Below are 26,167 nucleotides of genomic sequence, written 5' to 3'. Positions count from 1 at the left end.
CTCACCCCGCGATCCGCACGGTCGTGGTCGAGCCCCAGATGGCCAGCGACAGGAACAGGTCGATGATGTTGACCGCCACGATCGAGAAACGGACGGCGCGACCGACGGCGAGGCCGACGCCCGCGGGGCCGCCGCCGGCGACGTAGCCGTAGTAGCAGTGGGTCAGGATGATCACGACCGCGAAGACGAGCACCTTGAGGAACGACCAGAGGACGTCCTGGGGCGGCAGGAACAGGTTGAAGTAGTGGTCGTAGGTGCCCGCGGACTGCCCGTAGGCCTGCGTGGCGATCAACCGCGTGGCGAAGTAGCTGGTCAGCAGCCCGAGCACGTACAGCGGGATGACGGCGATGAAGCCGGCGATGATGCGGGTGGTCACGAGGAACGGCAGCGAGGGAACGCCCATGACCTCGAGGGCGTCGATCTCCTCGTTGATCCGCATGGCGCCGATCTGCGCGGTGAACCCGCAGCCGACGGTCGCCGAGAGCGCGAGGCCGGCCACCAGCGGGGCGATCTCGCGGGTGTTGAAGTACGCCGAGAGGAAGCCGGTGAACGCCGACGTGCCGAGCTGGTCCAGCGCCGCGTAGCCCTGCAGGCCCACCTCGGTGCCGGTGAAGAACGACAGGAACGCGATGACGCCGACCGTGCCGCCGATGACCGCGAGGGCCCCGCTGCCGAAGGTGACCTCGGCCAGCAGCCGCATCGTCTCCTTCTTGTAGCGCTTGAGCGTGCGCGGGGTCCAGCCCAGCGCGCGGCCGTAGAAGCCGAGCTGCTCCCCCAGGTCGTCGAGCGTGCTCAACGGCACCCGGTAGACCTTCTTGAACTTCCGCAGGCCGACCCTGACGCGGTCGGTGGTCGAGAGAAGGGCCATCACTGTCCCTTCGGCGGCACGAGCTGGAAGTAGATCGCCGTGATCACGAAGTTCACCGCGAACAGCAGCAGGAACGTGATGACGACGGACTGGTTCACGGCGTCCCCGACACCCTTGGGACCGCCCCCGGCACGCAGGCCCTTGTAGGCGGCGACGATCGCGGCGATCAATCCGAAGATCAGCGCCTTGATCTCGCCGGACCAGAAGTCGGCCACCTGCGCCAGAGCGCTGAACGACGCGAGGTAGGCGCCGGGCGTGCCGCCCTGCAGGATCACGTTGAAGAAGTAACCGCCGGCGACGCCGACGACGCTGACCAGGCCGTTGAGGAGCGTCGCCACCAGCATGCAGGCGAGGACGCGGGGCACGACGAGACGCTGGATCGGGCTGATGCCCAGGACCTCCATGGCGTCGATCTCGTCGCGGATCTTGCGGGCGCCCAGGTCGGCGCAGATGGCCGACCCGCCGGCGCCGGCGATCAGCAGCGCGGTCACGATCGGGCTCGCCTCGCGGAGGACGGCGAGGACCGAGGCCGATCCGGTGAACGACTGCGCGCCCAGCTGACGGGTCAGTGAGCCCAACTGCAGCGCGATGACCGCGCCGAAGGGGATCGCGACCAGCGCCGTCGGCAGGATCGTGACGCTCGCGATGAACCACGTCTGCTGGATGAACTCCCGAATCTGGAACGGGCGCTTCGGCAGCGCCCGCATGGTGTCCAGGGCGAAGGCGAAGAGGTTGCCGCTGGCGGCGAGCGGCCGGGTGGGCGAGAACTTGCCGTCGAGGAGCCCCGGGGCCTTCGGCTTGTCGGTCGCCGTCACCCCTCGCCCCCTTGACGGGGCAGGGTCGCCGTGCGGCCGCGGGAACCTCCGTCGGCGTCCGCCTCGGGCGCCCAGTGCCGGCCACCCTGACCGGGCGTGGGCTCGAACGCGCCGGAGTCGGCCTGGGCGAGAAGGTCGCCGGGCAGGGACTTCCGGATGGCCTCGCGGGTCTCGTCGTCGAACTCGTGGAGCATCCGTGCGACGCGCTCCTGGCGGCGGCGCTCGGCCTTGCGCTCGGGCAGGCCCTCCGTCGGCGTCAGCTGGGGCGGGACGGCGTCCCCGCCGCTGGCGCCCTTGGGGCCGATCCCGTTGTGCGAGTCGCCACCCCGCTCCTCGAGGGCCTTCATCTCGGCCTCGACCTGGGCGACGTCCTTCTCCTCGCTCATCCCGATCGGCCCCTCGCGGCGGCCGTTGAGGAACTGCCGGACGACGGGCTCCTGCGAGGTGAGCAGCTGCTCGCGGGGGCCGAACATGACCAGGTTGCGGCGGAAGAGCAGCCCGAGGTTGTCCGGCACGGTGCGGGCGGTGCCGATGTCGTGGGTGACGATCAGGAACGTCGCGTCGATCTGGGCGTTCAGGTCGACGATCAGCTGGTTGAGGTAGGCCACGCGCACCGGGTCGAGCCCGGAGTCCGGCTCGTCGAACAGGATGATCTCGGGGTCGAGCACCAGGGCCCGGGCCAGGCCGGCGCGCTTGCGCATACCGCCGGAGATCTCACCGGGGAGCTTTCCCTCGGCGCCCTCGAGACCGACCATCCCCATCTTCTCCAGGACGATCGACTTGATCTCCGACTCGCTCTTCTTGGTGTGCTCGCGCAGCGGGAAGGCGATGTTGTCGAACAGGTTCATGGAGCCGAAGAGGGCGCCGTCCTGGAACAGCACGCCGAAGAGCTTCCGGATCTCGTAGAGCTTGTGCTCGCTGGTGCGGACGAGGTCGGTGTCCTGGATGACGATCGAGCCCTTCTCGGGCTTGAGCAGGCCGACCAACGACTTCAGGAACACCGACTTGCCGGTGCCCGAAGGGCCGAGCAGGACCGAGATCTCGCCGGGCGGCAGCGTCAGGGTGACGTCGCTCCAGATGTTCTGGCTGCCGAACGACTTCGACAGCCCTTCGACCTCTACCGCGACGCCCACGACTGCCTGTCCCTCCGCTCCGGCTGCATCGCCGGGTCCCCGCCCCGTCGCATCGACGAGCCCCGGCAGTCTCCGACGTCCCGCGCACGTCCGCATCCGGACGCCCACGAGTCGCATCTACTGACGAGTAACGACCGTGCGCCACACAGGTTACGTGCGTCACGGGGTTTCCGTGACGCGGATCTCCACCAACTTCCCCGGCCGTGGCCTGCCCACACGTCCTTGTCGCCCGAGAGGGGGTACGCAACAGGGGCCGTTCCCCCGAAGGAGAACGGCCCCTGGCGTCGTGCGGTGGTGCGGGTGGTGCGGTGCCCGGCTGTCAGCGCCGGTGGAGGCTTCGCCGTGCAAGGACCCCCTGCCCCCACCACTCGCGCGCTCGCGGCGGGACCCTGCAGGCGGCCCGAGGGCAGCGAAAGGTCTTACTTGACGGTGACGGCGGCGCCGGCGCCCTCGAGAGCGGCCTTGGCCTTCTCGGCGGCGTCCTTGGCGACCTTCTCCAGGACCGGCTTCGGCGCGTTGTCGACCAGGTCCTTGGCCTCCTTGAGGCCGAGCGACGTGAGCGTGCGCACCTCCTTGATGACCTGGATCTTCTTGTCGCCGGCGCTCTCGAGGATGACGTCGAACTCGTCCTGCTCGGCAGCGGCCTCGTCGCCACCGCCGCCACCACCGGCGGCGGGGGCGGCCGCGACGGCCACGGGGGCAGCAGCGGTGACGTCGAACGTCTCCTCGAACTGCTTCACGAAGTCGGACAGCTCGAGGAGGGTCATCTCCTTGAACGCGTCGAGCAGGTCCGAGCTGGAAATCTTGGCCATGTCTGTCTCCTTCTGTCAGTCGTCGCTCGCTGCGTCAGCAGCGGCGGTCTCGGTCTCGGGGGTGGTGTCAGCAGCTACGTCATCGGTGGCCGGGGCGGCCTCGGCAGCGGCCTCGGGGGCCGGAGCGGCCTCCTCGGCGGGAGCGGCGGCCTCGGCCGGAGCCTCGGCAGCCTTCTTCTCCTGCAGCGCGGCGGCGAGGCGGGCGACCTGCGACAGCGGGGCCTGGAACAGCCCGGCAGCCTTGGTCAGGTTGCCCTTCATCGCGCCGGCCAGCTTGGCCAGCAGCACCTCACGGCTCTCGACGTCGGCGAGGCGGGTGACCTCGCGTGCGTCGACCGTGCGGCCCTCGACGACGCCGCCCTTGACGACGAGCGCCGGGTTGGCCTTCGCGAAGTCACGGATGGCCTTCGCCGCGTTGACCGGGTCACCCTCGATGAAGGCGATCGCGGTCGGGCCGTTGAGCAGCGGGGCGAGGTCGGAGAATCCGACCGAGTCCGCCGCCCGCTTCGTCAGGGTGTTCTTGACGACGGCGTAGCTGCTGCCCTCACCGAGGGAACGACGCAGCTGGGTCAGCTGCGCCACGGTCAGCCCGCGGTACTCGGTGAGCACCGCCGCACTCGAGTTCTGGAACCGCTCGGTGATCTCGTCGATCACCGCGGCCTTCGCCTGCGTGGGCATGGGCCTCCTCTCGTCTGTCGGGCGACCACCGGCCGGTGCACGACTGCGGACGATCTCCGGCCCCGGAGACGAGGAACGCCCCGGCGCAGAGCGCACGGGGCGAGAGGCAGGCGCGAGCGACTGCCGGTCGAACCGTCCACCTGCGCGGGCGCCCGGGTCACCGGGACCTTCGATCGCACGCGGACGTGCGACGACCAGCGGTCTTGGGGGGAACAGCGACGAGAGTACCCCATCCGTAGCCGACCCCGAATCCGAACGTCGGGCGACCGCCTCCGCCGACCCCAGGAGCTCTCGTGCCCTCCACCCTCTCCCCCGACCGGTCCGTCGCCGGACGTCTGTCGACCGTGATCGCCGAGGTGCTCGGCGAGGTCCCCGTCCGCATCCGGGCCTGGGACGGCAGCGAGACGGGCCCGGCCGGAGCACCGGTCCTCGTCGTCCGGTCGCGGACGGCACTGCGACGGCTGCTGTGGAACCCGGACGAACTGGGCCTCGCGCGCGCCTACGTGGCCGGCGAGCTCGACCTCGAGGGCGACCTCGCCGAGGGGCTGTCCCGCGTCCGGGCCGTCCTCCGCAGCCGGCCGCCCGCGCTGCCGGGATGGCGGGACCGGCTCCGCTGGGCCGGCACGGGTCTGCGGCTCGGCATCATCGGACGTCGGCCGGCGCCGCCCCGGGAGGAGGCCGAGCTCGGCGGGGAGAAGCACAGCACCGGCCGGGACAGCGACGCGATCAGCTACCACTACGACCAGAGCAACGAGCTCTACGCGACGCTGCTCGACGAGCACATGGCGTACTCGTGCGCTTACTTCCGCTCCGACCCGGCCGACGACCCCGGGGCCCGCGACGGCAGCTACGGGATCACCGACGCGCAGCGGGACAAGCTGGAGGCGATCTGCCGCAAGCTCGGCCTGCGGCCGGGGATGCGGCTGCTCGACGTCGGCTGCGGGTGGGGGTCGCTCATCCTCTATGCGGCCGAGCACCACGGCGTACACGCCACCGGGGTGACGATCTCCGCCCAGCAGCGCGACCACGTCGAGAAGCTGGTGGCCGAGCGCGGGCTCGCCGACCGGGTCGGCGTGCGGCTGCAGGACTACCGCGAGGTGCCCGTGCCCGCGGACGGTCCCTACGACGCCGTGGCCTCGATCGAGATGAGCGAGCACGTCGGGCAGGAGCAGTACCCCGCCTATGCCGCCACGCTGCACCGGCTGGTGCGCCCCGGTGGTCGGGTGCTGCTCCAGGCGATGAGCCACCCGACCGCGCCGGGTGGCGGTGCGTTCATCGAGCGCTACGTCGCCCCCGACATGCACATGCGGCCGGTGTGGGACACCGTGGCGATGCTCGCCGAGCCGGGTCTGGAACTGCGCGACGTCGAGAGCATTCGCGAGCACTACGCCTGGACCGTGCGCGCCTGGGCCGACACGCTCGAGCGGCGCTGGGACGACGTCGTCGGCCTGGTCGGCGTGGCGAGCGCCCGGATCTGGCGGCTCTACCTGGCCGGCGGAGCGCTGACGTTCGCCGAGAACCGGATGGGCGTCGACCAGCTGCTGTTCGTCCGGCCCGACGACCGCGGAATCAGCGGGATGCCGGCCACCCGGCGTGACTGGGCGGTCTCCTGAGCATGGACTGGGGAGCGTTCTGGATCGACGCCGCGATCACGTTGGGCGCCGTCTGGGTGCTGCTCTCCGGCACCTGGCTCGTGGCCCTGCGGGTCGGCCGGCACGCGATCATCGACGTCGTCTGGGGTGCCGGCTTCGCCGTCGTCGCGGTGCTCGGTGCCTTTCTTGCGGGGAGCCACGGGGTGGGGGACGGCGGGCGCACCGCGCTCGTCCTCGTCCTGACGGTGGTCTGGGGGCTGCGGCTGGCCGTGCACATCGGCCGGCGCAACCACGGCAAGGGCGAGGACCCGCGGTACGCCGACATCCAGGCGCGCGCCACCGGCAGCCCGGCCCTGCACATGTACCGCCGGGTGTACCTCACGCAGGCGGCCGCCATGTGGTTCGTCTCGCTGCCGGTCCAGGCCGCCGTGCACCAGGACGGCCCGCTGTGGTCGGGGGCGTCGCTGGTCGTGACGCTGCTGGGCGTCGCTGTCTGGGCCGTCGGGTTCTTCTTCGAGGCGGTCGGCGACTGGCAGCTGGAGCGGTTCACGGCAGACCCCGCCAACGAGGGCGTGGTCAACGACCGCGGGCTGTGGCGGTACACCCGGCACCCGAACTACTTCGGCGACGCCTGCGTGTGGTGGGGCCTGTTCCTGCTGTCGGCCGGCCACTGGTCCGGGCTGGCGTTCGTGCTCTCCCCCGTCTTCATGACGTGGACCCTGGCGAAGGGCACGGGGGCCCCGCTGACCGAGAAGCGGATGTCGAGCTCGCGGCGCGGCTACGCGGACTACGTGCGGCGGACGAGCGGCTTCGTGCCATGTCCACCGCGATCTTCACCGCGACGCTCCGCGTCGCACCGCGGCCAGGAGCCGTCCCCCAGGTGAGCTGAGCCCACCCGCGTTCCACCGGAGGAGGCCTCCGGCCCCCGTCCGGAGGAACGGCAGACACGACGAAGACCCCGCAGCAGATGCTGCGGGGCCTTCGTTCTCGGACTTACGCCGTGGGCTCGTCCACCAGCATGTTGCGCGTGCGGTTCGGGTCGACCGGGATGCCCGGGCCCATGGTCGTGGAGATGGTGACCTTCTTCAGGTACCGGCCCTTCGCCGACGACGGCTTGGCCCGCAGGACCTCGTCGAGAGCAGCGGCGTAGTTCTCGACCAGCTGGTTCTCGCCGAACGACGTCTTGCCGATGACCAGGTGCAGGTTGGCCTGCTTGTCGACGCGGAAGTTGATCTTGCCGCCCTTGATGTCGTTGACGGCCTTGGTGACGTCCGGGGTCACGGTGCCGGTCTTCGGGTTCGGCATCAGGCCACGGGGGCCGAGGATGCGGGCGATCCGGCCGACCTTGGCCATCTGGTCCGGCGTCGCGATCGCGGCGTCGAAGTCCAGGAAGCCGCCCTGGATGGCCTCGATCAGGTCGTCGGAACCGACGCGGTCGGCACCGGCGGCCTCGGCCTCGGCGGCCTTGTCGCCGGTCGCGAACACGATCACCCGCGCGGTCTTACCGGTGCCGTGGGGCAGGTTGACGGTGCCGCGGACCATCTGGTCGGCCTTGCGCGGGTCGACACCCAGGCGCATGGCCACCTCGACGGTCGCGTCGTAGGCCGTCGTCGACGTCTCCTTGGCCAGCGTTGCGGCCTGGAGCGGGCTGTACAGGTTGTCGCGGTCGACCTTGTCGGCCACCGAGCGGTACTTCTTGCCGTGCTTCGCCATGGTGATTCCTCTCGCGGGACCCGCCCTCGACGACGAGGCCCCGATCGTGTGGTGAACGGGCCTGGCGAGGCCCTCCCACGAATTGCTGGTCGGTGCTGGGTTCAGCCCTGGACGGTGATGCCCATCGACCGGGCGGTGCCGGCGATGATCTTCTCGGCCTGGTCCAGGTCGTTGGCGTTGAGGTCGGCCATCTTCGTGGTGGCGATCTCGCGGACCTGGTCACGGGTGACCGTGGCGACCTTGGTCTTGTGCGGCTCGCCCGATCCCTTGTCGACACCGGCGGCCTTGAGCAGCATGCGCGCCGCCGGCGGGGTCTTGGTGACGAAGGTGAACGAGCGGTCCTCGTAGACCGAGATCTCGACCGGGATGACGTTGCCGCGCTGCGACTCCGTCGCGGCGTTGTACGCCTTGCAGAACTCCATGATGTTGACGCCGTGCTGGCCCAGCGCCGGACCCACCGGCGGCGCGGGGGTGGCCGCACCGGCGTTGATCTGGAGCTTGATGACCGCGGTCAACCGCTTCCTGGGGGGCATGTCTTCCTTCTATCTCTGCAGAACAGGTCCGGGCGGACCGCTCAGATCTTGCTGACCTGGTTGAACGACAGCTCGACGGGCGTCTCGCGGCCGAAGATGGACACCAGCACCTGCAGCTTCTGCTGCTCGGCGTTGATCTCGTTGATGGTGGCGGGGAGGGTCGCGAACGGGCCGTCCATGACGGTGACCGACTCCCCGACCTCGAAGTCCACAACAGCGGCCGGTGCGGCGGTAGTCCCGGCCGCGGCCTCGCCGCCGGTGGCGCGCGCCGCCTGCGGGGCCGTCGCCGGGACGAGGATCTTGACGACCTCGTCGAGCGTGAGCGGCGACGGGCGCGAGGTCGCGCCGACGAACCCGGTGACGCCCGGGGTGTTGCGGACGGCGCCCCACGACTCGTCGTTGAGCTCCATGCGGACCAGCAGGTAGCCCGGCAGCACCTTGCGGTTGACCTGGGCGCGCTTGCCGTTCTTGATCTCGGTGACCTCCTCGGTCGGCACCTCGATCTGATAGATGTAGTCCTCGACGTCCAGTGACTGGATGCGCGCCTCGAGGTTCGTCTTCACCTTGTTCTCGTAACCGGCGTACGAGTGCACGACGTACCAGTCGCCCGGCGCCAGCCGCAGCGCCTTCTTCATCGCCTCGGCCGGGTCCTCGTCCTCCGGCTCGACGTCGGACGACGGGGCCGGCTCGGCCAGCGGGTCGGACGCCAGGGTGTCGGGATCCCCGCTCTCGATCTCGGGTGTCGCGTCGGCGACCTCGCCGTCGGCGATGTCGGCGTCGTCGTCGATCGCCAGATCGGTCGTGTCGCTCGACGCCTCGGCGGCGCCGGGCTCACCGGCGCCGGTGTCGAGATCGGCGCTGCCGCGCTCGTCGAGGCGGGTGTCGTCCAGGTCGGTCGCGGTGAGGCCTTCGACCGGGGTGTCGGTCTCGAAGGGCTCGCGGGGGTCGGTCACAGGGGTCTCTTCCTTGTCATGGAGCCGTGTCGTGCGGCGGGCGTGCAGGACGGGGGATCAGCCGAAGACGGCGATCACGCCCTTGGCGAAGAGCAGGTCCAGGCCGGCCACCAACGCGACGACGAACGCCACGAAGACGATGACCACCGTCGTGTAGGTGATCAGCTCGCGGCGGCCGGGCCAGATCACCTTGCGCAGCTCGGCCACGACCTCCCGGAGGAACCGAGCGATCGAGCGCTTCTGGCGGGTCTCGGCACGGGCCCGCTCCGCCTCGGCGCGGGACCGCGTGCCGCCGCCGGCACGGGCCGGGGTGGCCGAACGCGCGGCGCGCCGGCTCCGCGTCGCCGTCGACTCGTCGTCGTCGTCGCCGGCGGTGATGCGTCCCCCACGGCGACGGGCGGGCGTGGCGACGATCTTGTCCTCGTCGGCCTCCGCCTCCGCGGCGATCTCGTCCTCGGCGGCCTCGAGCTCCCCGGCGTCGTCGACCCCGGGAGCCTCGCGGTCGAGCTGTTCGTCGGTCAGCTCGGCATCGCGAGCGTCGTCCTCGCGTCCCGGCTTCTCGTCGCTCACTGCGCCTCGCTCGCCTCGTGGTGCCGGTCGCTCGGGTGAGCGGCCGGATGGTCGGTTACTGCCGTGCGGTGGCAGGGGTGACAGGACTTGAACCTGCAGCCTGCGGTTTTGGAGACCGCTGCTCTGCCAATTGAGCTACACCCCTATGCCCTGGCCGGGGCCCGGGACCGCCCGCCTCACCATGGCAGCACGGACCCTGCGAGAGGTTCCGGGGCACGCCGGTGGCGGGGTCAGCTGCCCCAGGACTGCGAGTGTACGGGACCGCGCCGGGCGAGAGCCAACGTCCTCCGGGCCGCCGGCGCCTCGACTGACGGTAGGCCGTGTCCGGTCGCCGCGACTTTGACACCATGGGGGCATGACCGCCGTGTCCTCGGAGTCCGCCATGCCCGTCACCCTCCCGACCGCTGAGTCCGCCGCCCTGCCCCCGGCCGAGCGCCGGATCTCGCGCCGGATCGCCGCGATCAGCGAATCCGCGACGCTGGCCGTCGATGCCAAGGCCAAGGCGCTCAAGGCCGCGGGGAAGCCGGTCATCGGCTTCGGGGCGGGCGAACCCGACTTCCCGACGCCGGACTACATCGTCGAGGCGGCAGTCGCCGCCTGCCGCCAGCCGGCCATGCACCGCTACACCCCGGCCGGCGGGCTGCCCGCGCTCAAGGAGGCGATCGTCGCGAAGACGGCGCGCGACTCGGGCCTGCAGGCCACGCCCGCGAACGTGCTGGTCACCAACGGCGGCAAGCAGGCCGTCTACGAGGCCTTCGCCACGATGCTCGACCCGGGCGACGAGGTCCTGGTCCCCGCTCCGTTCTGGACGACGTACCCCGAGGCGATCCGGCTGGCCGGGGGCGTCCCGGTGCCCGTCGTCGCCGACGAGCAGAGCGGCTACCTCGTGTCAGCGGCGCAGCTCGAGGCCGCGCGGACGCCGCGCACCAAGGTGCTGCTGTTCTGCTCGCCGTCCAACCCGACCGGAGCGGTGTACCCGGCCGAACAGGTCGAGGAGATCGGCCGCTGGGCGCTGGACGCCGGACTGTGGGTGCTCACCGACGAGATCTACGAGCACCTCACCTACGGCGGGGTCACCGCGCCGTCCATGCCGGTGCTCGTGCCCGAGCTGGCCGACCGCTGCGTCGTCGTGAACGGCGTCGCCAAGACCTACGCGATGACCGGCTGGCGGGTGGGCTGGATGCTCGGCCCGGCCGACATCGTGAAGGCCGCGACCAACCTGCAGTCGCATGCCACGTCGAACGTCGCCAACGTCTCCCAGGCGGCGGCGGTGGCCGCGCTGACCCGTGACCTGTCCGCCGTCGCGACCATGCGCGAGGCGTTCGACCGGCGTCGGCAGCTGATCGTGTCGATGCTGCGCGAGATCCCCGGCATCGCCTGCCCGGAGCCGCAGGGCGCGTTCTACGTCTACCCGTCGGTCAAGGGCCTCCTGGGCCGGCCGATCGCGGGGCGGACGGCGGAGTCCAGCGCGGAGCTGGCCACGCTGATCCTGGAGGAGGCCGAGGTGGCCGTCGTCCCCGGCGAGGCCTTCGGGACCCCGGGCTACGTCCGTATGTCCTACGCGCTCGGGGACGACGACCTGGTGGAGGGCGTCACCCGTCTCCAGCGGCTGCTCGCGTCGGCCGAGTAGCTCCTCAGCGCGGGACGTCCTTCTGGTCGAGCGCGCCGGCCTGCTCCAGCGGGGCGAGCGCCGCCGGCAGGTCGCCCAGTGCGGCGCCCAGGTCGGCCGGGGTCGCGATCGACCAGGCGTTGGTGTCGACGTAGCAGCGGATCGCGGCGTCGAACGCGTCGGGCCCGACCGCGTCCCGCGCGGCGAGCAGGGCCGCGCCGCCCTTGTCGTAGACGAGGGTGAAGTAGCTGTGGTCGTTCTCGTAGTCGGCCATCGAGCCCCCGACCGGCCCCTCCAGCGAGAGGGCCTGCCGATCGACCAGACCGTGGTCACCGTCGACGACGGCCTCGGCCCAGGATGCGAGCGCTTCGTCCAGCCACGGGTCGCGGAACTGCGAATTGCCGACCATTCCGTAGAACCACATGTGCGCGACCTCGTGCACGAGCACCTGCGGGTCCCGCGACGCCTCGAAGATCATGCTCGGGTACTCGATGCCGCCCCCGTAGTCGGGCAGCAGCGCCACGCTGAGGGTGCGGTACGGGAACGGGCCGACGTGTTCGGCGATCGCGGTGATCGCGGCGACGGTCTGCTGGGCGAGCTCCGGCGCGGGGAGATCGGCGCCGGGCAGGACACCGACCGTGACGCCGACGCCGTCCGGGGTCCTGGCCTGGGCGGTGGTGAACAGGCCGGCCGCCACGCCGACATCACGCGCCACCTTCTCGGTGGAGGTCCAGGTGCGGCGGCCGTCCTGCGCCGCCGACGGTTCCGCCCTGGTTCCGGTCATCAGGACCGTGAGGTCCTCCGGCGCGGAGACGCTGACCGAGGTGTCCATCACGGGGCTGCTCGCCGTCTCCCCGCTGAGCGCGACGAACGGGTCCTCCGCCCAGCCGACACCGGGTTCCCACGCGAGCAGGGGGGCGCCGCTGGCCCACCAGGAGACGCCGTCGTCGGTGCCGAACCGGTCGAAGTCGCGCCCGCCGAGGGTGAGCGTGAAGTCGAGTTCGACCTCGGTGGACTTCCCGGCCCGGAGCTCGTGGTCCAGCGGAACGACGTAGAGGCCACCCGGATCGGCCGCGGCCGCCGCCTCGTAGCCGCCTCCGGCGACGTCGTCGCCGCGGACGGCGTCGACGACGAGGCGGTTCCCGTCGGGCGCGGAGTCGGGTCCGTTGGGCACCAGCCGGAACACCAGCTCGCGGACCGGCTCGTCCGGGGTGAAGACGACGGTCTCGGTGCCGGTCACGGTCTTCCGGTCGTCGGCCAGCCGGAAGTCCAGCTTCACCACCGGTCGGTGGGGGTCGGGCCGCGCGCGCTGGGCCGGGCAGCCCCCGTGGGGCGCCGTCGAGGGGGTGGCGGCGGTGGGAACGGCGTCGTGCGCCGGGGTCGCGACCGTGTCCGCGAACGACGCGCAGCCGCTCAGGAGCAGCGCCGCGACGGCGGCCGGGCCGGCCCGCCGCGCCGGTGTCATGCCAGGCGGACGGTCGCGCGCGCCAGGGAGAGGACCTTCTCGCCGCCGGAGGTGACGGTGAGGTCGACCCTCGCCAGGCCGTCGTCCAGGAGCGCGCCCACCGTGCCGCGGACGGTCACCTCGGCACCCTCGTCGTCATCGGGAACGACGACCGGCCGGCCGAAGCGCACCTGGTACTCGACGAGTGCCGCCGGGTCGCCGGTCCAGCTCGTGACCGCGCGCCCGGCGAGCGCCATGGTGAACATGCCGTGGGCGATCACGCCCGGCAGGCCGACGGACGTCGCGACCCGGTCGCTCCAGTGGATCGGGTTGAAGTCGCCGGAGGCGCCGGCGTAGCGGACGAGGTCGCCGCGGGTGACCCGGTAGACCTGCTCCGGCAGTTCGGTGCCGACGGCGACGTCCGTGCTCATGCTGCTCCCCGTGCGACCAGCATCGACAGCGAGGTGCAGACCGCTTCGCCGTCCTCGGTCGCCAGATCGACCCGGGCGGTCAGCAGGTCGTTGCCGGCCACGCTGCGGGCGGCGTCGATGGTGGTGGTCGCGACCAACCGGTCGCCGGCCCGGATCGGGCGGTGGTGGGTGAAACGCTGCTCACCGTGGACGACGCGGCTGTAGTCGATGCCGACGTCCGGGTCGTCGAGGACCACCATGGCGGCCGCCAGGGTGACCGTGATGGCGAAGGTCGGCGGGGCGATGACGTCGGGGTGCCCGGCCGCGCGGGCGGCATCGACGTCGGTGTGGACCGGGTCGTCGGAGCCGATCGCGGCGGCGAACTCGGCGAGCTTCGCGCGACCGACCTCGTAGACGGCGGAGGGCGGGTAGCTGCGCCCGACCAGTGCCCGGTCCAGCGCCATGCTCCCGCCCTCTCGCGTCTAACGGCTGATCAGGTCAGCGGGTCTCGCGGTGCAGCGTGTGCTTGCGGTCCTTCGGGCAGTACTTCATCAGCTCGAGCCGGTCGGGGTCGTTGCGCCGGTTCTTGCGGGTGATGTAGTTGCGGTTCTTGCACTCCTGGCAGGCCAGGGTGATCTTCGGACGGATGTCGGTGGCTGCCACGGAAGTGCTCCTAGCCTTGTGCGTCCGCACCGGCGGTTGCCGACGCGGTGACGGACCCCGTCATCCGGGGTCCGTCGGGAGTAGCGGTGACCGGACTTGAACCGGTGACACAGCGATTATGAGCCGCTTGCTCTACCAGGCTGAGCTACACCGCCAGGCTGATGTTCCAGAGCCCCTTTACGGAATCGAACCGTAGACCTTCTCCTTACCATGGAGACGCTCTGCCGACTGAGCTAAAGGGGCGTGCTCGAAGAGCCGTCGGCGACTCTACCTGACCGCTCGGCCCTCCCTGCAGGGGCCCGCCGGCGCGTTACGTCCGGACGAACAGGCGGCGGTGGGTCGCGCCAGGTCCGGCCGAGCGGACGCCGGTGCGGGCGAGCAGCCACGCCTCGAGCCGGTCGTCGGCCAGTGGCCGGCTGACCAGGAAGCCCTGCAGCTTGTCGCAGCCCATCTCCGCCAGCAGGTTGCGGGTCAGCTCGTCCTCGACACCCTCGGCCACGACCCGCAGGCCCAGGTTGTGGGCGAGCTCGATGATCGACCGGGCGATGAACGACTCCCCCTGGCTGGTGGACATGCCGAGCACGAAGGACTTGTCGATCTTGACCTCGTCGATCGGCAGCTGCCGCAGCTGGGACAGCGACGAGTAGCCGGTGCCGAAGTCGTCCATCGACAGCCGCAGCCCGAGCGCGTGCAGGTCACCGAGCACGCTGCTGTCGCGGACCGAGTCGTCGACGACGCTGCCCTCGGTCAGCTCGAGGGTGAGCAGCTCGCCGGGCACGCCGTGCCGCTGGAGGGCCCGCCGCACGCGCATGACCAGATCCGGCTCGGTCAGGCAGTGCACAGACAGGTTCACCGCCACCGACAGCGCGATGTCCTGGTCCAGCCAGCGCCGGCAACGCGCCAGCGCGAGGTCCAGCACGTGGTCGGTCACCGCACCGATCCGGCCGATCTGCTCGGCCAGGTGGATGAAGTCGTCCGGCGGGATCGCGCCGTACCGCGGATGCGCCCAGCGCACCAGCGTCTCGACCGAGACGATGTCGGAGGTCTGGGCGTCGATGATCGGCTGGAACACGACGCCGATCTGACCGTCGGCCATGGCCTGCTCGAGCTCGGTGCCGAGCTGCAGGCGGCGCAGGCTCTGCTGGTCCAGCACCGGGTGGTAGCTCGCCACCCCGCCGGACTCGATGGCGGCGAGCAGGGCGACGTCCGCGCGCTGCATGAGCGTTCCGGCGTCCGTGCCGTGCACCGGGGCGGCCGCGACGCCGATCGTCAGGGTGACCTCGAGGTCCAGCCCGGCGACCCGGGCACGGGTCGAGGCGGCCTCGCGCAGCCGGCGGGCGGCACGCTCGGTGGCCGCGAGCGACAGGCCGGGCAGCAGGACGGCGAACTGCTCACTCTCCATGCGTGCCAGCAGCGCCTGCGGCGGCGCGTGCTCGCGGAGCAGGCCGGCGGTGACGAGCAGCAGTTCGTCGCTCGCCGCGTGCCCGAGGGTGTCGGTGACCTCGGTGTAGTTGCCCAGAGCGGCGAGGATGAGACCGGCACGGGCACCGACCGGGTCGTCGGCGAGCAGCTGGTCGATCTCTGCGGACAGCCGCTGGCGGTTCGGCAAGCCGGTGAGCCGGTCGTGGTCGGCGTCGTAGCGGATCTGGGTGAGCAGCTGCTGGTGCCGGATCGCCGCGTTGACGTGGGTGAGCATCGATTCCAGGGCGGCGCGGTCGCTGTCGGCGAACGACACGATCGCGCTGCGGCGGTCGCACACCTCCAGGTAGCCGGGCTCGCCGGCCGCCGTCATCACCGGCGCGCCGAGCAGGTCGGAGACTCCGCGTCGGCCGAGCGCCACGACCTCCTCCTCGTCCGCCCGCGCCAGGGAGACCAGCAAGGGCCCTTCCGCCGCGACCGCGCGGCGGCGGAAGACGTCGTCGGAGTCCCCGGGCCCGTCGTACCAGACGGCTCCGTTCTCGGCCGACACGATCAGCCGGGGCTCCTCGTCGAGGTACGGCGGCAGCCACAGCGCCACGCGCTCGGCGTTGAGCAGCTCCCGGACCGCCTCGACGATCTGCTGCGTGCCGGCCTCGTCCGGCGAGACCTGCTCCACGCGCCGCGCGAAGTCGTAGACGCGTTCGACACTGTTGCCCTCGCGGGCCACCCTCCCGAACCGGCGGAAGAGCAGTCCCACGACCGTCAGCACGGGGACGACCAGGAGCCAGGCCCACGAGCTCAACGAGGACAACAGCAGCGCGATGATGCCCACGGAGACCAGGACCGGGGAGACCACGCCGATCGGGACGAACTGCTGTCGCCAGAACTGCGGTCCGGGATAACCGGCCGTACCGATGATCGCCACGGTGATCATCAAGGCGCCGACCAGATTGGCCGCCAGGACGGCGATGACCAGACTCAGCCACCCGATCGGTTCCCTGACGTCCAGCGGCGGGAAGACGTGGAGAACTGCCACGGCGACCGAACCGTGCACCACCGCCAGTGCCACGTTGTAGACGGCCTTGGCGGGCGGCCATGCCTGCACCGTGAGCTGGATCGCTGCCGCGACGGCCCAGGCCAGGGTCGCCCACAGTCCGCCGACCTCGACGAGGGCAATGGTGAGGGCCAGTTCCGCGAGCGACCAGGCGTAGGTCTGCCGGCGGTACTCGATGTGCATCGACACCGATTCGCTGACGAGGAAAAGAACAGCGATGACGAGCACAGGAATCGGCCGGAACGGCTCGGCGGCCGACGGAAGGACTGCGACGGCGAGAACGATCGCCAGGGCGGCTCCGCCCACCGCGATCCCCCAGGCCCGACGCGCGGCGGAATTCAGCCAGCGTGGGGCATGCGGAACCAGGGGCTCGGCCAATGTCACCGGGGTTTCTCGGGAAGAGGGAGGTTGCGGCGAGGCTAGCAGCGGGAACCGCCCACTCCCCGGTCGTGAGAACGCGACGGGGCAGATGTCATCGACATCTGCCCCGTGTCGGGAAGCGCTGGAGGTCAGCGACCCCACTTGACGGTGCGGCCCCACTTGACCGTGCGGCCCCACTTGACCGTGCGGCCCCACTTGACGGTGCGTGCGTCGGACGAGCTCATGATGCCTCCCTGGATGCCTGATGGCATGGCTGACAGCGACTTGCGGCAGCCGCCTACGCGCGGGGGCAGAGCGTCGTGCAATACGGACCGCGCTGGAGACATTGCTTCCCGTCACCCGTCCGGACAAGCACCGAAGATCACGATGGAGTGTCGACTGCTCGCGTCGTCGCTCTCAGTAGTCAAAATCAGACCACATGTCACCGAATGGGTGACGCGACCGGGTGACCTGGCGTCCGTGGTCAAGGAGCTCGACGGCGTCCCTGGGGCCCGGGATCAACGCTCCGACGAGCGGGTCCCACCAATGCGTCCTGGGTGGCGTTGGGACCTGGAGGGAACCCAGTGCCTGTGTCGTTCCCTCGAAGGAATCCTCGGCGATGTGGGCCATGGCGTACGCGCGCAGCCAGTCCTCTTCGCTCACGCCCGTGACCGCGGTCGGGTCGAACGCGTGGGGAGCGAAGGTCGGTTTCTGGCCCGGCGCCGGATCCCACGTGCCGTCCAGACCGAGTCCCATGGCGACGAAGTCCACGACCACCCCGGCGGCCAGCCCCCACGGCCCCGGGGCCAGGTCGGCAACCAGGCCGACTGTCACGTTCCACAGGAAGGCTCGATCCTCGGCGGCCTTCTCCAACTCCAGCTCCCCCAATGCATGCGCGAGTGCCTGCCCGTACTCCTGCACCGCCAGGTAAGAGTTCGGAACGACGATCGCCGGGAACTCCTGAACCGCTCCGTCGACCGAGAACGGGGCTGGCTGGTCCGCCACCCATCGCTGGAGTGCTGCCTCCACGACGACAGCTGCCTCGCGCGGTTCGTGGTCAGGTACGCCAACCCGCGCAGCATCGACTCGTCACCGGGTCGGGGAGCTCCGTCCACGCCGACGTTCAGCGCCTTCCCGGCGACCGCGACATGGAGGGCGAGCGCGTCGGCGAGCGCCGGCACCACCTCGTCCGCGGTCGCGCGGACGACGCGCCAGTCGTGGACGTCTCCGTTCTGCAGACCGCCCGCCAGCGCCTCCAGTGCGCCACGGACCACCGCGTCCCCCAGGACACCTGGCTCCGCGGCTGCCAGCGGGATCAACCCCATCAGCGGTGCACCGTGGTCCTCCCAGGTCCGCGAGAGCAGGACGTCCCACACCGATGGGAAAGCCAGGAAGGCGGCCGCCGGGATGCGGTCCTGGGCGGCGGTAAGAACCGCCACGACCGTGGCCAGCGGGTCAACCGGCTCGACGTCACCGCCGTCCGCCTCGGCGCGCTGCGCGGCCGTACCCCCCAGGAAGTGATCGCGAAGTGCGATCTGGATCCCCCACGACGCCGCCGTCCGCGGATCCACCCCGCGGGATCCCGGCCCGAGGCCGGCCGCGAGCACGGCTCCCATGCCCAGCACGCGCAGGTCGACGCGGGCATCGCTGTCGTCCGGCGTTGCGTATTCCGCGGTCAGGACTGCGCTGACGGTGGAGCCTGTCCCCGGAGCGGCGGTGCCGAGCGCCTGCGCGAGTAGTCGCGCAAGCGCGCTGGCGGGCCCCAGGTAGCCCTCCCCGAGGACCTCGAGGTTGTAGCTCATCCCACCGACGCCGAGTGCGCCCAGCAGGGCGCCTGCGAAGGCAGGTGATCCGGCGAACGGCAGCGCCTCCCGTGAGACCCTCTCCCGCTCGTCGGGACCGCGGCCGGGGCCCAGCTGCCCGGCCAGGTCGCGACCGCGGCGGATCAACTCGCGGTCACCCCAGCCGGGCAGCTGGGCTGCGAGGTAGGCCACCACCCGGTTCGGGTCGCCGGCGAGACCGCGGCCGCCCACCACGGCACAGGAGTCCGCGAGAACCCGCGCCGTCGCGGCGGCGTGGTCCTCGACCTCTTCCAGCACCGCGGCATGTCGCCTGCGCCGGCCCGCCTCCGCCACCTCCACCTCGTGGACGACCGCCTGCGCCGCGGAGCCGGCGCCCCGGAGTTGAAGCTCCAGGTCGGGCAGCCCTTCCAGACGGCCATACGCCTCCCGGAACTGCTCGTGCTGCTCGTTCCGCAGGGCAGCGACCCGCCGCCGGGCAGCGAGCAAGCACTCGCCGTGCGCGGCCAGACGCTCGGCGGCGGAAGGCATCGCGTCGCTCGCGGCCCGAATCAGCGCGACGAGACCGGCCAACTGCGCGGCGGCCGCCGAGGCATCGGCGCCGAGCCACCCGGGTGCCGCGGTGGCCGGACCGAGCAGGCGATTGTCGATGTCCATCATGCGACGCCCCGTGGCCAAGAGGTCGTGAGCCAGCTCGATCAGCGCGTGGCCATCCCCCGGCGGCAGCGGCAGCGGGATCTTCGCCGGCATGACGACGGTCATTCGGGGCCCAGCTGTCCGCGGGGAACCAGCGTGCTGTCCAGCCGGAGCCACGAGTGGGCCACATCGGTCACGGTGCCCGCGAGCCAGTCGAGTCCGCCGGCGAAGGCCGTGATGGCCGCATGGTGGCTGTCGAGGAAGGCGCCCACCGCAGCCTTCAGAGGGCCGTCGACCGGAGCGTGCCTGCGCAGGTCGGCGCCGATGTCCTCGACGTCGTCCGCGGCGTCCCGCATCGTGTTCGCGAGCCGGTACACCTCGGCCGCATGCATCTCGATGGACATGCGGCGCAGTCTCACGAAGAAGGGGGCTGCGCCGCTGGCGTCGTCCACAGGTCCGTCCGCGGGCCAGGCTGCCACCCGATCGAGTGTCCACAGTGTCCACAGACGCTGTCCACAGGCGGTGGACAACGCTCCGTCTGCCTACAGTGCCGAGCGTGCGCAGGGATGAGGACAAGGAACGCGGGTCGACGCTGCCCTTCATCCTCGTGTGCTGGACCGTCGCCGCGCTGATGGCGTTCGGGGCCATCGCCGCCTCCGACGCCTTCCTCGAGCAGCAGGACGTGCAGTCGGTCTGCGACGGCGCCGCGATCGCGGCCGCCAACAGCACCGACGAGGGCGCCGTCTACGCCCGCGGCGTCGGCACGGAACTGCCCCTCACGCGGGCCACGGCCCAGACCGCCGTCGCCGACCAGCTCGCCGACGGCGGCACGCGGCTGGACTCGTGGTCCGCCGACACCGACGGCGCCGAGGTGACCGTCCGCTGCACGCGCTACGCCGACATCGCCTTCGGCTGGCTGTTCCTGGGCGGGCAGCCGCTCGAGCGGACCGCCGTCGCCAGCGCCCGCGCCCCCACGCTGTAGCCGGTTCGCGAACGGCGACGGCCCCCGACCGGAGGGGTCAGGGGCCGTCGTACCGAGGCGTGGCGGGTGAAGGATTCGAACCTTCGTAGGCTAAGCCGACGGATTTACAGTCCGCTCCCATTGGCCACTCGGGCAACCCGCCGTGCGGTGGTACCGGAGAAGAGTACAAGAACCGCGGACGGCGTTCCCGGAGCCCCGGGCCGTCCGCGCGATGAGAGGAAGCAACCATGGCCGACTCGTCCTTCGACGTCGTGAGCAAGGTCGACCGCCAGGAAATCGACAACGCCCTCAACCAGGCCGGCAAGGAGCTGTCGCAGCGCTTCGACTTCCGCGGCGTGAACGCGACGATCGCGTGGGCCGGCGAGGAGGGCGTGACGCTGCAGGCCGACACGGAGGAGCGCGTGGCGGCGGCCCTCGACGTCTTCAAGGAGAAGCTCGTCAAGCGCGGCATCTCGCTGAAGTCCCTCGACGCCGACGAGCCGCAGTCCTCCGGCAAGACGTACAAGATCTCCGCGCGGATCAAGCAGGGCATCGAGTCCGACGTCGCCAAGAAGATCGCCAAGCTCATCCGCGACGAGGGCCCCAAGGGCGTCCAGGCGCAGATCCAGGGCGACCAGCTGCGGGTCAGCGGCAAGAAGCGCGACGACCTGCAGGCGGTGCAGCAACTGCTGCGCGGCGCCGACCTCGACGTGGCGCTGCAGTTCGACAACTACCGGTGACGTGAAGGCCCCCGTCCGGAGGCTCGCCGCGAGCTTGCGAGCGGTGAGGGGACGGGGGTCCTTACTCGAGCTCGCGGGCCATTCCCTCCAGGCGGGCGATGCGCTGATCCATCGGCGGGTGCGTCGAGAACAGCGTGGCCAGGCCCTGGCCGCGGAACGGATTGGCGATCATCAGGTGGCTCTGCGTGACCAGCCGGTCGTCCTGGGGCAGCGGGAGGGCCGCGGCCCCGCGCTCGATCTTGCGCAGCGCGGCGGCCAGCGCCAGCGGGTCCTGGGACAGCTGGGCACCGGAGGCGTCGGCCTGGAACTCCCGGCTGCGGCTGACCGCCATCTGCACCACGCCGGCCGCCAGCGGTCCGAGCAGCATCAGCAGCAGCCCGCCGAACGCGTTGCCGCCGCCGCGGTCGTCCGACCGGCCGCCGAACAGCGAGGCGAACATCGCCATGTGCGCCAGGTAGGTGATCACCGTGGCCATCGCGCCGGCGACGGAGCTGATCAGGATGTCGCGGTTGTAGACGTGCGAGAGCTCGTGGGCCAGCACGCCCCGCAGCTCGCGGCGGTCCAGCAGCTCGAGGATGCCCTGGGTGACGCAGACGGCAGCGTTGCGCGGGTTGCGCCCGGTGGCGAAGGCGTTGGGCTGATTGGTCGGGCTGACGTAGATCCGCGGCATCGGCTGACGGGCTTCCGTGGCCAGCTCGCGGACGATCGCGTAGAGCTGCGGACCCTGCGTCTCGGTGATCGGGAAGGCCCGCATCGCCCGCAGCGCGAGCTTGTCAGAGTTGAAGTAGGCGAAGCCGTTGACGCCGAGCGCGATGACCAGCGCGATGAACAGGCCGCCCCGGCCGCCGATGAGCGCCCCCGCAGCGAGGATCAGACCGCCCATGGCCCCCAGGAGCACGGCGGTCTTCAGTCCGTTGTTCCAACGTCGCACGACCCGTCCAACGCGACCGTGGGGGTCACCGTTCCCCGACGACGGCGCTCCCCTCCCCCGTCGGAATGAGGAACGGGGCCGCCCGGTTGCTGTCGGTGCGAGATCATCGTGTCCGGATCCACACCCGGCCGCGGGCACACGCACGTAACCTCGGCCGGTGGAGGTACACCACTGATGACTGGCACCATCCCGCCCAGCTCCGCGCCCGGCGGTCTCGTGAAGAGCGTCGTCGAGCTCGACCGCGTCGTCATCCGGCTCGCCGGCGACTCCGGCGACGGCATGCAGCTGACCGGCAACCGGTTCACCAGCGAGACGGCCAGCTTCGGCAACGACCTGTCGACGCTGCCCAACTTCCCCGCCGAGATCCGCGCGCCAACGGGGACCCTGCCGGGTGTCAGCTCCTTCCAGCTGCACTTCGCCGACCACGACATCATGACGCCCGGCGACGCGCCCGACGTCCTCGTGGTGATGAACCCGGCCGCACTGAAGGCGAACATCGCCGACCTGCCCGGCGGCGGCCTGCTGATCGCCGACTCCGACGAGTTCACGCCGCGGAACCTGGCCAAGGTCGGCTACGCCAGCAACCCGCTCGAGGACGGCTCGCTCGAGGGCTGGCAGGTGGTCACCGTGCCGCTGACCAGCATGACCACCGACGCGCTCAAGGACTCCGGCCTCGGCAAGAAGGAGGCCGAGCGGAGCAAGAACATGTTCACCCTCGGGCTGCTGTCGTGGATGTACCACCGGCCCACCGAGGGCACGGTCCGCTTCCTCGAGCGCCAGTTCCGCCGCAAGCCCGAGATCGCCGCCGCGAACATCGCCGCGTTCCGGGCCGGCTACAACTACGGCGAGACCACCGAGGCGTTCGCCGTCTCCTACGAGATCAAGCCGGCCCCCATGGCCCCGGGCCGGTACCGCAACATCTCCGGCAACCAGGCCCTCGCGCTCGGGCTCGTGGCGGCCGGGCAGCGCTCGGGCCTGCCGCTGTTCCTCGGCGCGTACCCGATCACGCCGGCGTCGGACATCCTGCACGAGCTGTCCAAGCACAAGTCCTACGACGTCCGCACGTTCCAGGCCGAGGACGAGATCGCCGGCATCTCCTCGGCGATCGGCGCCGCCTTCGGCGGCGCGCTCGGGGTGACGACGACGTCCGGTCCCGGCGTCTCGCTCAAGTCCGAGGCCCTCGGTCTCGCGGTGATGACCGAGCTGCCGCTGGTCGTCGTCGACGTGCAGCGCGGCGGCCCCTCGACCGGGCTGCCGACCAAGACCGAGCAGTCGGACCTGCTGCAGGCCATGTTCGGCCGCAACGGCGAGGCCCCGCTGCCGGTGATCGCGCCGCGCTCCCCCGGCGACTGCTTCGACGCGGCCCTGGAGGCCTGCCGGATCGCGCTGACCTACCGGACGCCGGTCATCCTGCTGTCCGACGGCTACCTCGCCAACGGCGCCGAGCCGTGGGCCGTCCCGGACGTCGAGGACCTGCCGGATCTGCGCTCGGCGGTGGGCTTCGCGACGGAGCCCAACGGTGAGGACGGCGAGTTCCTCCCGTACCTGCGGGACGAGGAGACCCTCGCCCGGCCGTGGGCGATCCCCGGCACCGCCGGCATGCAGCACCGCATCGGCGGGCTGGAGAAGGCCGACCGCACCGGCAACATCTCCTACGACCCGGCCAACCACGACTTCATGACCCGCACCCGGCAGGCGAAGATCGACGGGATCGCGGCGAGCCTGCCGGCCACCGACGTCGAGGACCCGGACGGCGACGCGAAGGTCGCCGTCATCGGCTGGGGCTCGACCTACGGGCCGATCGGCGCCGCCTGCCGGCGGATACGCCGCTCCGGCCGGTCGATCGCGCAGATCCATCTGCGCCACCTCAACCCGATGCCGGCCGACCTCGGCGAGGTCCTGCACCGCTACGACCGGGTGATCTGCCCCGAGATGAACCTCGGCCAGCTCTCGCTGCTGCTGCGCGCGAAGTACCTGGTGGACGTCGAGAGCCACACCCAGGTGCGCGGGCTGCCGTTCCGGTCCGCCGAGCTGGCCGCCGTCATCCAGGACGTCATCGATTCCACCAGCGGCGCACCTCTCGCCGCTGATTCCACCGGAGGAGCCGAATGACCGCCGTCGAACTCGGCATGCCCGCCGAAGGCCCGATCGCCGACGCGATCGCGCACTCGGTCGACGCCCACGGCCCGAAGCTGACCGAGCTGAAGGCCAAGGACATGAAGACCGACCAGGAGGTGCGCTGGTGCCCCGGGTGCGGTGACTACGTCATCCTCAACGCCGTCCAGAGCTTCCTGCCCAGCCTCGGCATCGCCCGCGAGGACATGGTCATCGTCTCCGGCATCGGCTGCTCCTCGCGTTTCCCGTACTACATGAACACCTACGGGATGCACTCGATCCACGGCCGGGCGCCGGCGATCGCGACCGGGCTCGCCGCCTCGCGGCCCGACCTCAGCGTGTGGGTCGTCACCGGCGACGGCGACGCCCTCTCGATCGGTGGCAACCACCTGATCCACGCGCTGCGGCGCAACGTGAACCTGACGATCCTGCTGTTCAACAACCGGATCTACGGGCTGACCAAGGGCCAGTACTCACCCACGTCCGAGGTCGGGAAGGTCACCAAGTCCACCCCGATGGGGTCGATCGACGCGCCGTTCAACCCGGTGTCGCTGGCCCTGGGCGCGGACGCCACATTCGTCGGCCGGGCGATGGACTCCGACCGCAAGGGCCTCACCGACGTGCTGCGACAGGCCGCCGAGCACAAGGGCACGTCGCTGGTGGAGATCTACCAGAACTGCAACATCTTCAACGACGGCGCGTTCGAGCTGCTCAAGGACCCCGCGACCGGCACCCAGTGGTCGATCCCGCTCGAGCACGGGAAGCCGCTGGTCTTCGGGCCGGACGGCGCGTCCTGCGTGGTCCGCGACGAGTTCGGCGGGCTGCGGATCGCCGAGACCAACCAGGTCGAGCATGACGAGATCGTCGTGCACGACGCGCACCGGGAGAACCCGGCCTACGCCTTCGCGCTGTCCCGGCTGTCGTCCCAGGACCTGCGCTACACGCCCATGGGCGTCTTCCGCTCGGTCCAGAAGCCGACGTACGACGCGATGATGGCCGATCAGCTCGAGACGGCCCGCACCGAGGCCCCCGGTGACCTGCAGGCCCTCCTCGCCGGCGGCGACACCTGGGAGGTCAAGCCCTAGCGGTGCCCTCGCCGTCACCGGCCGGTGTCGGGGACGCCCGCCGCGCACCGAGCTGGTCTCGGGGCACCGCCCGGGCCGTGGCCGACCGTTCGGCTCGCCGGACGGCGACCAGCAGCTCGCGACGGCGTGCGCCCTGGTCGGGACGGTCCCGCACCCCGCCCGTCATGCGGCTCGGGCGTCGGTGCTGGCAGCCACCTCCGCGGCCAGCCCCCGGGCGGCGGTCAGGGCGGCTTCGACGTAGGGCCCACCGCGCTGGCCGAGCACGACGCCGGTGATCGCGATGTCGCGGCCGCCGACCGGGCGGACGACCCGGAAGGCGTAGCAGCCACCGGCCGCGTCGTGCGAGCCCGTCTTGCCGGCGACGAAGCCGTCCTGCCCGAGCAGGCTGCTGGTGGTGACCACCGTGCCGGCCACCGGCAGGCGGGCGGAGGTCGCACCGGCCACCTCCGCGAACACCGGGTCACGCATCGCGGCGTCGAACAGCCGCACCTGGTCCGACGCCGTGGAGACGGTGTCAGCTGCCATGCCGCTCGGATCGGTATAGGTGGTGTCGTCCATCCCCAGGTCGTCGGCCGCCTCGTTCATCAGTGCCACGAACGCGTCGACGGAGCCGGCGATCGACCGTGCCAGGACGACCGCCACGTTGTTGGCCGAGGGCAGCAGCAGCGCCTGGAGGGCCTGCAACTGGGTGAGCTCCTCGCCGGCCGCCACCTCGACCACCGATTCACCGTTCGCCCGCCGTCGCGCGGTGTCGGCGACATCCTGGTGGGTGAGCCGGATCACCGGCCCCGGCTCCCCAGGCTCCAGTGGCCGCTCGTGGAGCACCACGTAGGCGGTCATCACCTTGGTGACGCTGGCGATGGGCACCGGGAGCTCACGACCGCTGCTGCGGATCGCGTCCAGCTCCGACGTCGTGTAGGCGGCCTGTCCCTCGGCCGGCCAGGTGACCGCCGCCTCCGGCATCTCCGGTGCCCGGTGCAGGAGAGCGGCGCCACCCACCACCCCGGCGAGGACCAGCGCCAGCACGGCGCGCAGCCCACGGCTGCGCGGGGAACGTCCTCGCACCGCGCGGCCGTGCCGATAGGTCGTCCGCGCGGCCGGGCAGCCCGCCGGGAGGGAACGGTGCACCGCTGCGGGCGCGGTTCTGTGCAGGGGGCGGGTCATGCCGCGAAGGGTCCGGGGCGGCGACTCTGGTCGCCGTCAGCCGGTCCCTTACGCCTTCCTTATGACTGCCCCGGGCATGCTGAGGTCTGCCTGAGCTGGCTCCGACCGGT

The 26,167-nt window shown here is 71.3% G+C and carries 26 protein-coding genes and 4 tRNA genes; 7 read left to right on the top strand and 23 right to left on the bottom strand.

The annotated features are described in order from the left end of the window. Nucleotide 1: 1 nt before the first annotated feature. From AC2H4J_RS12865 to rplJ, 5 genes are all read right to left on the bottom strand, one after another. Nucleotides 2-868: an MlaE family ABC transporter permease gene (locus tag AC2H4J_RS12865; RefSeq protein ID WP_487465270.1), complete on the bottom strand. Its 867-nt coding sequence runs from the start codon at nt 866-868 to the stop codon at nt 2-4. Then, nucleotides 868-1,683, bottom strand: coding sequence for an MlaE family ABC transporter permease (locus AC2H4J_RS12860; protein WP_487465269.1), 816 nt, complete (start codon nt 1,681-1,683; stop codon nt 868-870). Before AC2H4J_RS12860 ends, AC2H4J_RS12865 begins: the two co-directional genes overlap by 1 nt. Then, complete coding sequence (locus tag AC2H4J_RS12855; protein ID WP_487465268.1) at nt 1,680-2,816, bottom strand: ABC transporter ATP-binding protein; 1,137 nt, start codon at nt 2,814-2,816, stop codon at nt 1,680-1,682. The genes AC2H4J_RS12860 and AC2H4J_RS12855 overlap by 4 nt, the downstream gene beginning before the upstream one ends. A gap of 419 nt (nt 2,817-3,235) precedes the next feature. Next, the gene (gene rplL / locus AC2H4J_RS12850; protein WP_487465267.1) at nt 3,236-3,628 is read right to left on the bottom strand and encodes a 50S ribosomal protein L7/L12; all 393 of its coding nucleotides are present in this window, start codon (nt 3,626-3,628) and stop codon (nt 3,236-3,238) included. A gap of 15 nt (nt 3,629-3,643) precedes the next feature. Continuing rightward, the gene (gene rplJ / locus AC2H4J_RS12845; protein ID WP_487465266.1) at nt 3,644-4,306 is read right to left on the bottom strand and encodes a 50S ribosomal protein L10; all 663 of its coding nucleotides are present in this window, start codon (nt 4,304-4,306) and stop codon (nt 3,644-3,646) included. A 293-nt stretch (nt 4,307-4,599) separates the two neighbouring features. On the opposite strand from rplJ, the gene AC2H4J_RS12840 reads away from it, so the two are divergent. Both AC2H4J_RS12840 and AC2H4J_RS12835 read left to right on the top strand, forming a co-directional pair. Further along, nucleotides 4,600-5,919: a class I SAM-dependent methyltransferase gene (locus AC2H4J_RS12840; RefSeq protein WP_487465265.1), complete on the top strand. Its 1,320-nt coding sequence runs from the start codon at nt 4,600-4,602 to the stop codon at nt 5,917-5,919. A 2-nt stretch (nt 5,920-5,921) separates the two neighbouring features. Further along, entirely contained in the window at nt 5,922-6,782 is an 861-nt protein-coding gene (locus AC2H4J_RS12835) for a DUF1295 domain-containing protein (RefSeq protein WP_487465264.1), read from the top strand. A 109-nt stretch (nt 6,783-6,891) separates the two neighbouring features. On the opposite strand, the gene rplA is transcribed toward AC2H4J_RS12835, so the two are convergent. From rplA to AC2H4J_RS12810, 5 genes are all read right to left on the bottom strand, one after another. Continuing rightward, nucleotides 6,892-7,611, bottom strand: coding sequence for a 50S ribosomal protein L1 (gene rplA, locus AC2H4J_RS12830; protein WP_487465263.1), 720 nt, complete (start codon nt 7,609-7,611; stop codon nt 6,892-6,894). A 101-nt stretch (nt 7,612-7,712) separates the two neighbouring features. Then, a complete protein-coding gene (gene rplK, locus AC2H4J_RS12825; protein ID WP_487465262.1) occupies nt 7,713-8,144 on the bottom strand; it encodes a 50S ribosomal protein L11 in 432 nt (143 codons plus the stop codon). A gap of 41 nt (nt 8,145-8,185) precedes the next feature. After that, the gene (gene nusG / locus AC2H4J_RS12820) at nt 8,186-9,097 is read right to left on the bottom strand and encodes a transcription termination/antitermination protein NusG (RefSeq protein ID WP_487465261.1); all 912 of its coding nucleotides are present in this window, start codon (nt 9,095-9,097) and stop codon (nt 8,186-8,188) included. A gap of 57 nt (nt 9,098-9,154) precedes the next feature. Continuing rightward, nucleotides 9,155-9,667 (bottom strand): preprotein translocase subunit SecE, encoded by a 513-nt coding sequence (gene secE, locus AC2H4J_RS12815; RefSeq protein WP_487465260.1) that lies wholly within the window; start codon nt 9,665-9,667, stop codon nt 9,155-9,157. A gap of 69 nt (nt 9,668-9,736) precedes the next feature. Beyond that, nucleotides 9,737-9,812 (bottom strand) — tRNA-Trp (locus tag AC2H4J_RS12810). A gap of 210 nt (nt 9,813-10,022) precedes the next feature. Here AC2H4J_RS12810 and AC2H4J_RS12805 point away from each other — a divergent pair. Continuing rightward, entirely contained in the window at nt 10,023-11,297 is a 1,275-nt protein-coding gene (locus tag AC2H4J_RS12805) for a pyridoxal phosphate-dependent aminotransferase (RefSeq protein ID WP_487465259.1), read from the top strand. Between the two features lie 4 nt (nt 11,298-11,301). Here the strand turns inward: AC2H4J_RS12805 and AC2H4J_RS12800 are convergent, their stop codons facing one another. From AC2H4J_RS12800 to AC2H4J_RS12755, 10 genes are all read right to left on the bottom strand, one after another. Continuing rightward, nucleotides 11,302-12,741, bottom strand: a complete 1,440-nt coding sequence (locus AC2H4J_RS12800; protein WP_487465258.1) for a M1 family aminopeptidase — start codon at nt 12,739-12,741, stop codon at nt 11,302-11,304. Further along, the gene (locus AC2H4J_RS12795; RefSeq protein ID WP_487465257.1) at nt 12,738-13,151 is read right to left on the bottom strand and encodes a MaoC family dehydratase; all 414 of its coding nucleotides are present in this window, start codon (nt 13,149-13,151) and stop codon (nt 12,738-12,740) included. The genes AC2H4J_RS12800 and AC2H4J_RS12795 overlap by 4 nt, the downstream gene beginning before the upstream one ends. Beyond that, the gene (locus tag AC2H4J_RS12790; RefSeq protein WP_487465256.1) at nt 13,148-13,594 is read right to left on the bottom strand and encodes an FAS1-like dehydratase domain-containing protein; all 447 of its coding nucleotides are present in this window, start codon (nt 13,592-13,594) and stop codon (nt 13,148-13,150) included. Before AC2H4J_RS12790 ends, AC2H4J_RS12795 begins: the two co-directional genes overlap by 4 nt. 34 nt (nt 13,595-13,628) lie before the next feature. Continuing rightward, nucleotides 13,629-13,793, bottom strand: coding sequence for a 50S ribosomal protein L33 (gene rpmG, locus AC2H4J_RS12785; protein ID WP_116451031.1), 165 nt, complete (start codon nt 13,791-13,793; stop codon nt 13,629-13,631). A gap of 81 nt (nt 13,794-13,874) precedes the next feature. Further along, nucleotides 13,875-13,948: transfer RNA gene (locus AC2H4J_RS12780), tRNA-Met, on the bottom strand. 15 nt (nt 13,949-13,963) lie between these two features. After that, nucleotides 13,964-14,036 (bottom strand) — tRNA-Thr (locus AC2H4J_RS12775). Between the two features lie 67 nt (nt 14,037-14,103). Further along, the gene (locus AC2H4J_RS12770; protein ID WP_487465255.1) at nt 14,104-16,572 is read right to left on the bottom strand and encodes a putative bifunctional diguanylate cyclase/phosphodiesterase; all 2,469 of its coding nucleotides are present in this window, start codon (nt 16,570-16,572) and stop codon (nt 14,104-14,106) included. Between the two features lie 471 nt (nt 16,573-17,043). Next, a complete protein-coding gene (locus AC2H4J_RS12765; protein WP_487465254.1) occupies nt 17,044-17,499 on the bottom strand; it encodes a hypothetical protein in 456 nt (151 codons plus the stop codon). Further along, on the bottom strand, nt 17,457-19,187 hold the full coding sequence (locus tag AC2H4J_RS12760) for a hypothetical protein (protein WP_487465253.1): 1,731 nt from the start codon (nt 19,185-19,187) through the stop codon (nt 17,457-17,459). Before AC2H4J_RS12760 ends, AC2H4J_RS12765 begins: the two co-directional genes overlap by 43 nt. Next, nucleotides 19,184-19,465 (bottom strand): hypothetical protein, encoded by a 282-nt coding sequence (locus AC2H4J_RS12755; protein WP_487465252.1) that lies wholly within the window; start codon nt 19,463-19,465, stop codon nt 19,184-19,186. The genes AC2H4J_RS12760 and AC2H4J_RS12755 overlap by 4 nt, the downstream gene beginning before the upstream one ends. Nucleotides 19,466-19,617: 152 nt before the next feature. Between AC2H4J_RS12755 and AC2H4J_RS12750 the strand changes: the two genes are divergently transcribed. Next, nucleotides 19,618-20,043 carry a pilus assembly protein TadG-related protein gene (locus tag AC2H4J_RS12750; protein ID WP_487465251.1) on the top strand — a complete coding sequence of 142 codons (426 nt, stop codon included), beginning with the start codon at nt 19,618-19,620 and terminating at the stop codon, nt 20,041-20,043. Between the two features lie 60 nt (nt 20,044-20,103). Here the strand turns inward: AC2H4J_RS12750 and AC2H4J_RS12745 are convergent. Beyond that, nucleotides 20,104-20,185 (bottom strand) — tRNA-Tyr (locus tag AC2H4J_RS12745). Between the two features lie 85 nt (nt 20,186-20,270). Between AC2H4J_RS12745 and AC2H4J_RS12740 the strand changes: the two genes are divergently transcribed. Beyond that, the gene (locus tag AC2H4J_RS12740; RefSeq protein ID WP_487465250.1) at nt 20,271-20,762 is read left to right on the top strand and encodes a YajQ family cyclic di-GMP-binding protein; all 492 of its coding nucleotides are present in this window, start codon (nt 20,271-20,273) and stop codon (nt 20,760-20,762) included. Between the two features lie 61 nt (nt 20,763-20,823). Here AC2H4J_RS12740 and htpX read toward each other — a convergent pair whose 3' ends face one another. Next, complete coding sequence (gene htpX / locus AC2H4J_RS12735) at nt 20,824-21,693, bottom strand: zinc metalloprotease HtpX (RefSeq protein WP_487465249.1); 870 nt, start codon at nt 21,691-21,693, stop codon at nt 20,824-20,826. A gap of 174 nt (nt 21,694-21,867) precedes the next feature. On the opposite strand from htpX, the gene AC2H4J_RS12730 reads away from it, so the two are divergent. Both AC2H4J_RS12730 and AC2H4J_RS12725 read left to right on the top strand, forming a co-directional pair. Further along, nucleotides 21,868-23,805 (top strand): 2-oxoacid:acceptor oxidoreductase subunit alpha, encoded by a 1,938-nt coding sequence (locus AC2H4J_RS12730; RefSeq protein ID WP_487465248.1) that lies wholly within the window; start codon nt 21,868-21,870, stop codon nt 23,803-23,805. Continuing rightward, nucleotides 23,802-24,893: a 2-oxoacid:ferredoxin oxidoreductase subunit beta gene (locus AC2H4J_RS12725; RefSeq protein WP_487465247.1), complete on the top strand. Its 1,092-nt coding sequence runs from the start codon at nt 23,802-23,804 to the stop codon at nt 24,891-24,893. Before AC2H4J_RS12730 ends, AC2H4J_RS12725 begins: the two co-directional genes overlap by 4 nt. 162 nt (nt 24,894-25,055) lie before the next feature. Here the strand turns inward: AC2H4J_RS12725 and AC2H4J_RS12720 are convergent, their stop codons facing one another. Next, nucleotides 25,056-26,057, bottom strand: coding sequence for a D-alanyl-D-alanine carboxypeptidase family protein (locus AC2H4J_RS12720; protein ID WP_487465246.1), 1,002 nt, complete (start codon nt 26,055-26,057; stop codon nt 25,056-25,058). Between the last annotated feature and the right edge of the window lie 110 nt (nt 26,058-26,167).

It is taken from the genome of Blastococcus sp. OS1-29, assembly GCF_057628075.1.
The sequence above is the reverse complement of the archived record's forward strand: the minus strand, read 5'-3'. Positions and strand labels throughout refer to the sequence as shown.

What these genes read in the sequence shown, in the direction of transcription:
- AC2H4J_RS12865 (WP_487465270.1), bottom strand. Translation starts at nt 868, where the DNA reads ATGGCCCTTCTCTCGACCACCGACCGCGTCAGGGTCGGCCTGCGGAAG.
- rplL (WP_487465267.1), bottom strand. Translation starts at nt 3,628, where the DNA reads ATGGCCAAGATTTCCAGCTCGGACCTGCTCGACGCGTTCAAGGAGATG.
- rplJ (WP_487465266.1), bottom strand. Translation starts at nt 4,306, where the DNA reads ATGCCCACGCAGGCGAAGGCCGCGGTGATCGACGAGATCACCGAGCGG.
- AC2H4J_RS12835 (WP_487465264.1), top strand. Translation starts at nt 5,922, where the DNA reads ATGGACTGGGGAGCGTTCTGGATCGACGCCGCGATCACGTTGGGCGCC.
- rplA (WP_487465263.1), bottom strand. Translation starts at nt 7,611, where the DNA reads ATGGCGAAGCACGGCAAGAAGTACCGCTCGGTGGCCGACAAGGTCGAC.
- rplK (WP_487465262.1), bottom strand. Translation starts at nt 8,144, where the DNA reads ATGCCCCCCAGGAAGCGGTTGACCGCGGTCATCAAGCTCCAGATCAAC.
- AC2H4J_RS12805 (WP_487465259.1), top strand. Translation starts at nt 10,023, where the DNA reads ATGACCGCCGTGTCCTCGGAGTCCGCCATGCCCGTCACCCTCCCGACC.
- AC2H4J_RS12800 (WP_487465258.1), bottom strand. Translation starts at nt 12,741, where the DNA reads ATGACACCGGCGCGGCGGGCCGGCCCGGCCGCCGTCGCGGCGCTGCTC.
- AC2H4J_RS12795 (WP_487465257.1), bottom strand. Translation starts at nt 13,151, where the DNA reads ATGAGCACGGACGTCGCCGTCGGCACCGAACTGCCGGAGCAGGTCTAC.
- AC2H4J_RS12790 (WP_487465256.1), bottom strand. Translation starts at nt 13,594, where the DNA reads ATGGCGCTGGACCGGGCACTGGTCGGGCGCAGCTACCCGCCCTCCGCC.
- AC2H4J_RS12760 (WP_487465253.1), bottom strand. Translation starts at nt 19,187, where the DNA reads ATGACCGTCGTCATGCCGGCGAAGATCCCGCTGCCGCTGCCGCCGGGG.
- AC2H4J_RS12755 (WP_487465252.1), bottom strand. Translation starts at nt 19,465, where the DNA reads ATGTCCATCGAGATGCATGCGGCCGAGGTGTACCGGCTCGCGAACACG.
- AC2H4J_RS12740 (WP_487465250.1), top strand. Translation starts at nt 20,271, where the DNA reads ATGGCCGACTCGTCCTTCGACGTCGTGAGCAAGGTCGACCGCCAGGAA.
- AC2H4J_RS12730 (WP_487465248.1), top strand. Translation starts at nt 21,868, where the DNA reads ATGACTGGCACCATCCCGCCCAGCTCCGCGCCCGGCGGTCTCGTGAAG.
- AC2H4J_RS12725 (WP_487465247.1), top strand. Translation starts at nt 23,802, where the DNA reads ATGACCGCCGTCGAACTCGGCATGCCCGCCGAAGGCCCGATCGCCGAC.
- AC2H4J_RS12720 (WP_487465246.1), bottom strand. Translation starts at nt 26,057, where the DNA reads ATGACCCGCCCCCTGCACAGAACCGCGCCCGCAGCGGTGCACCGTTCC.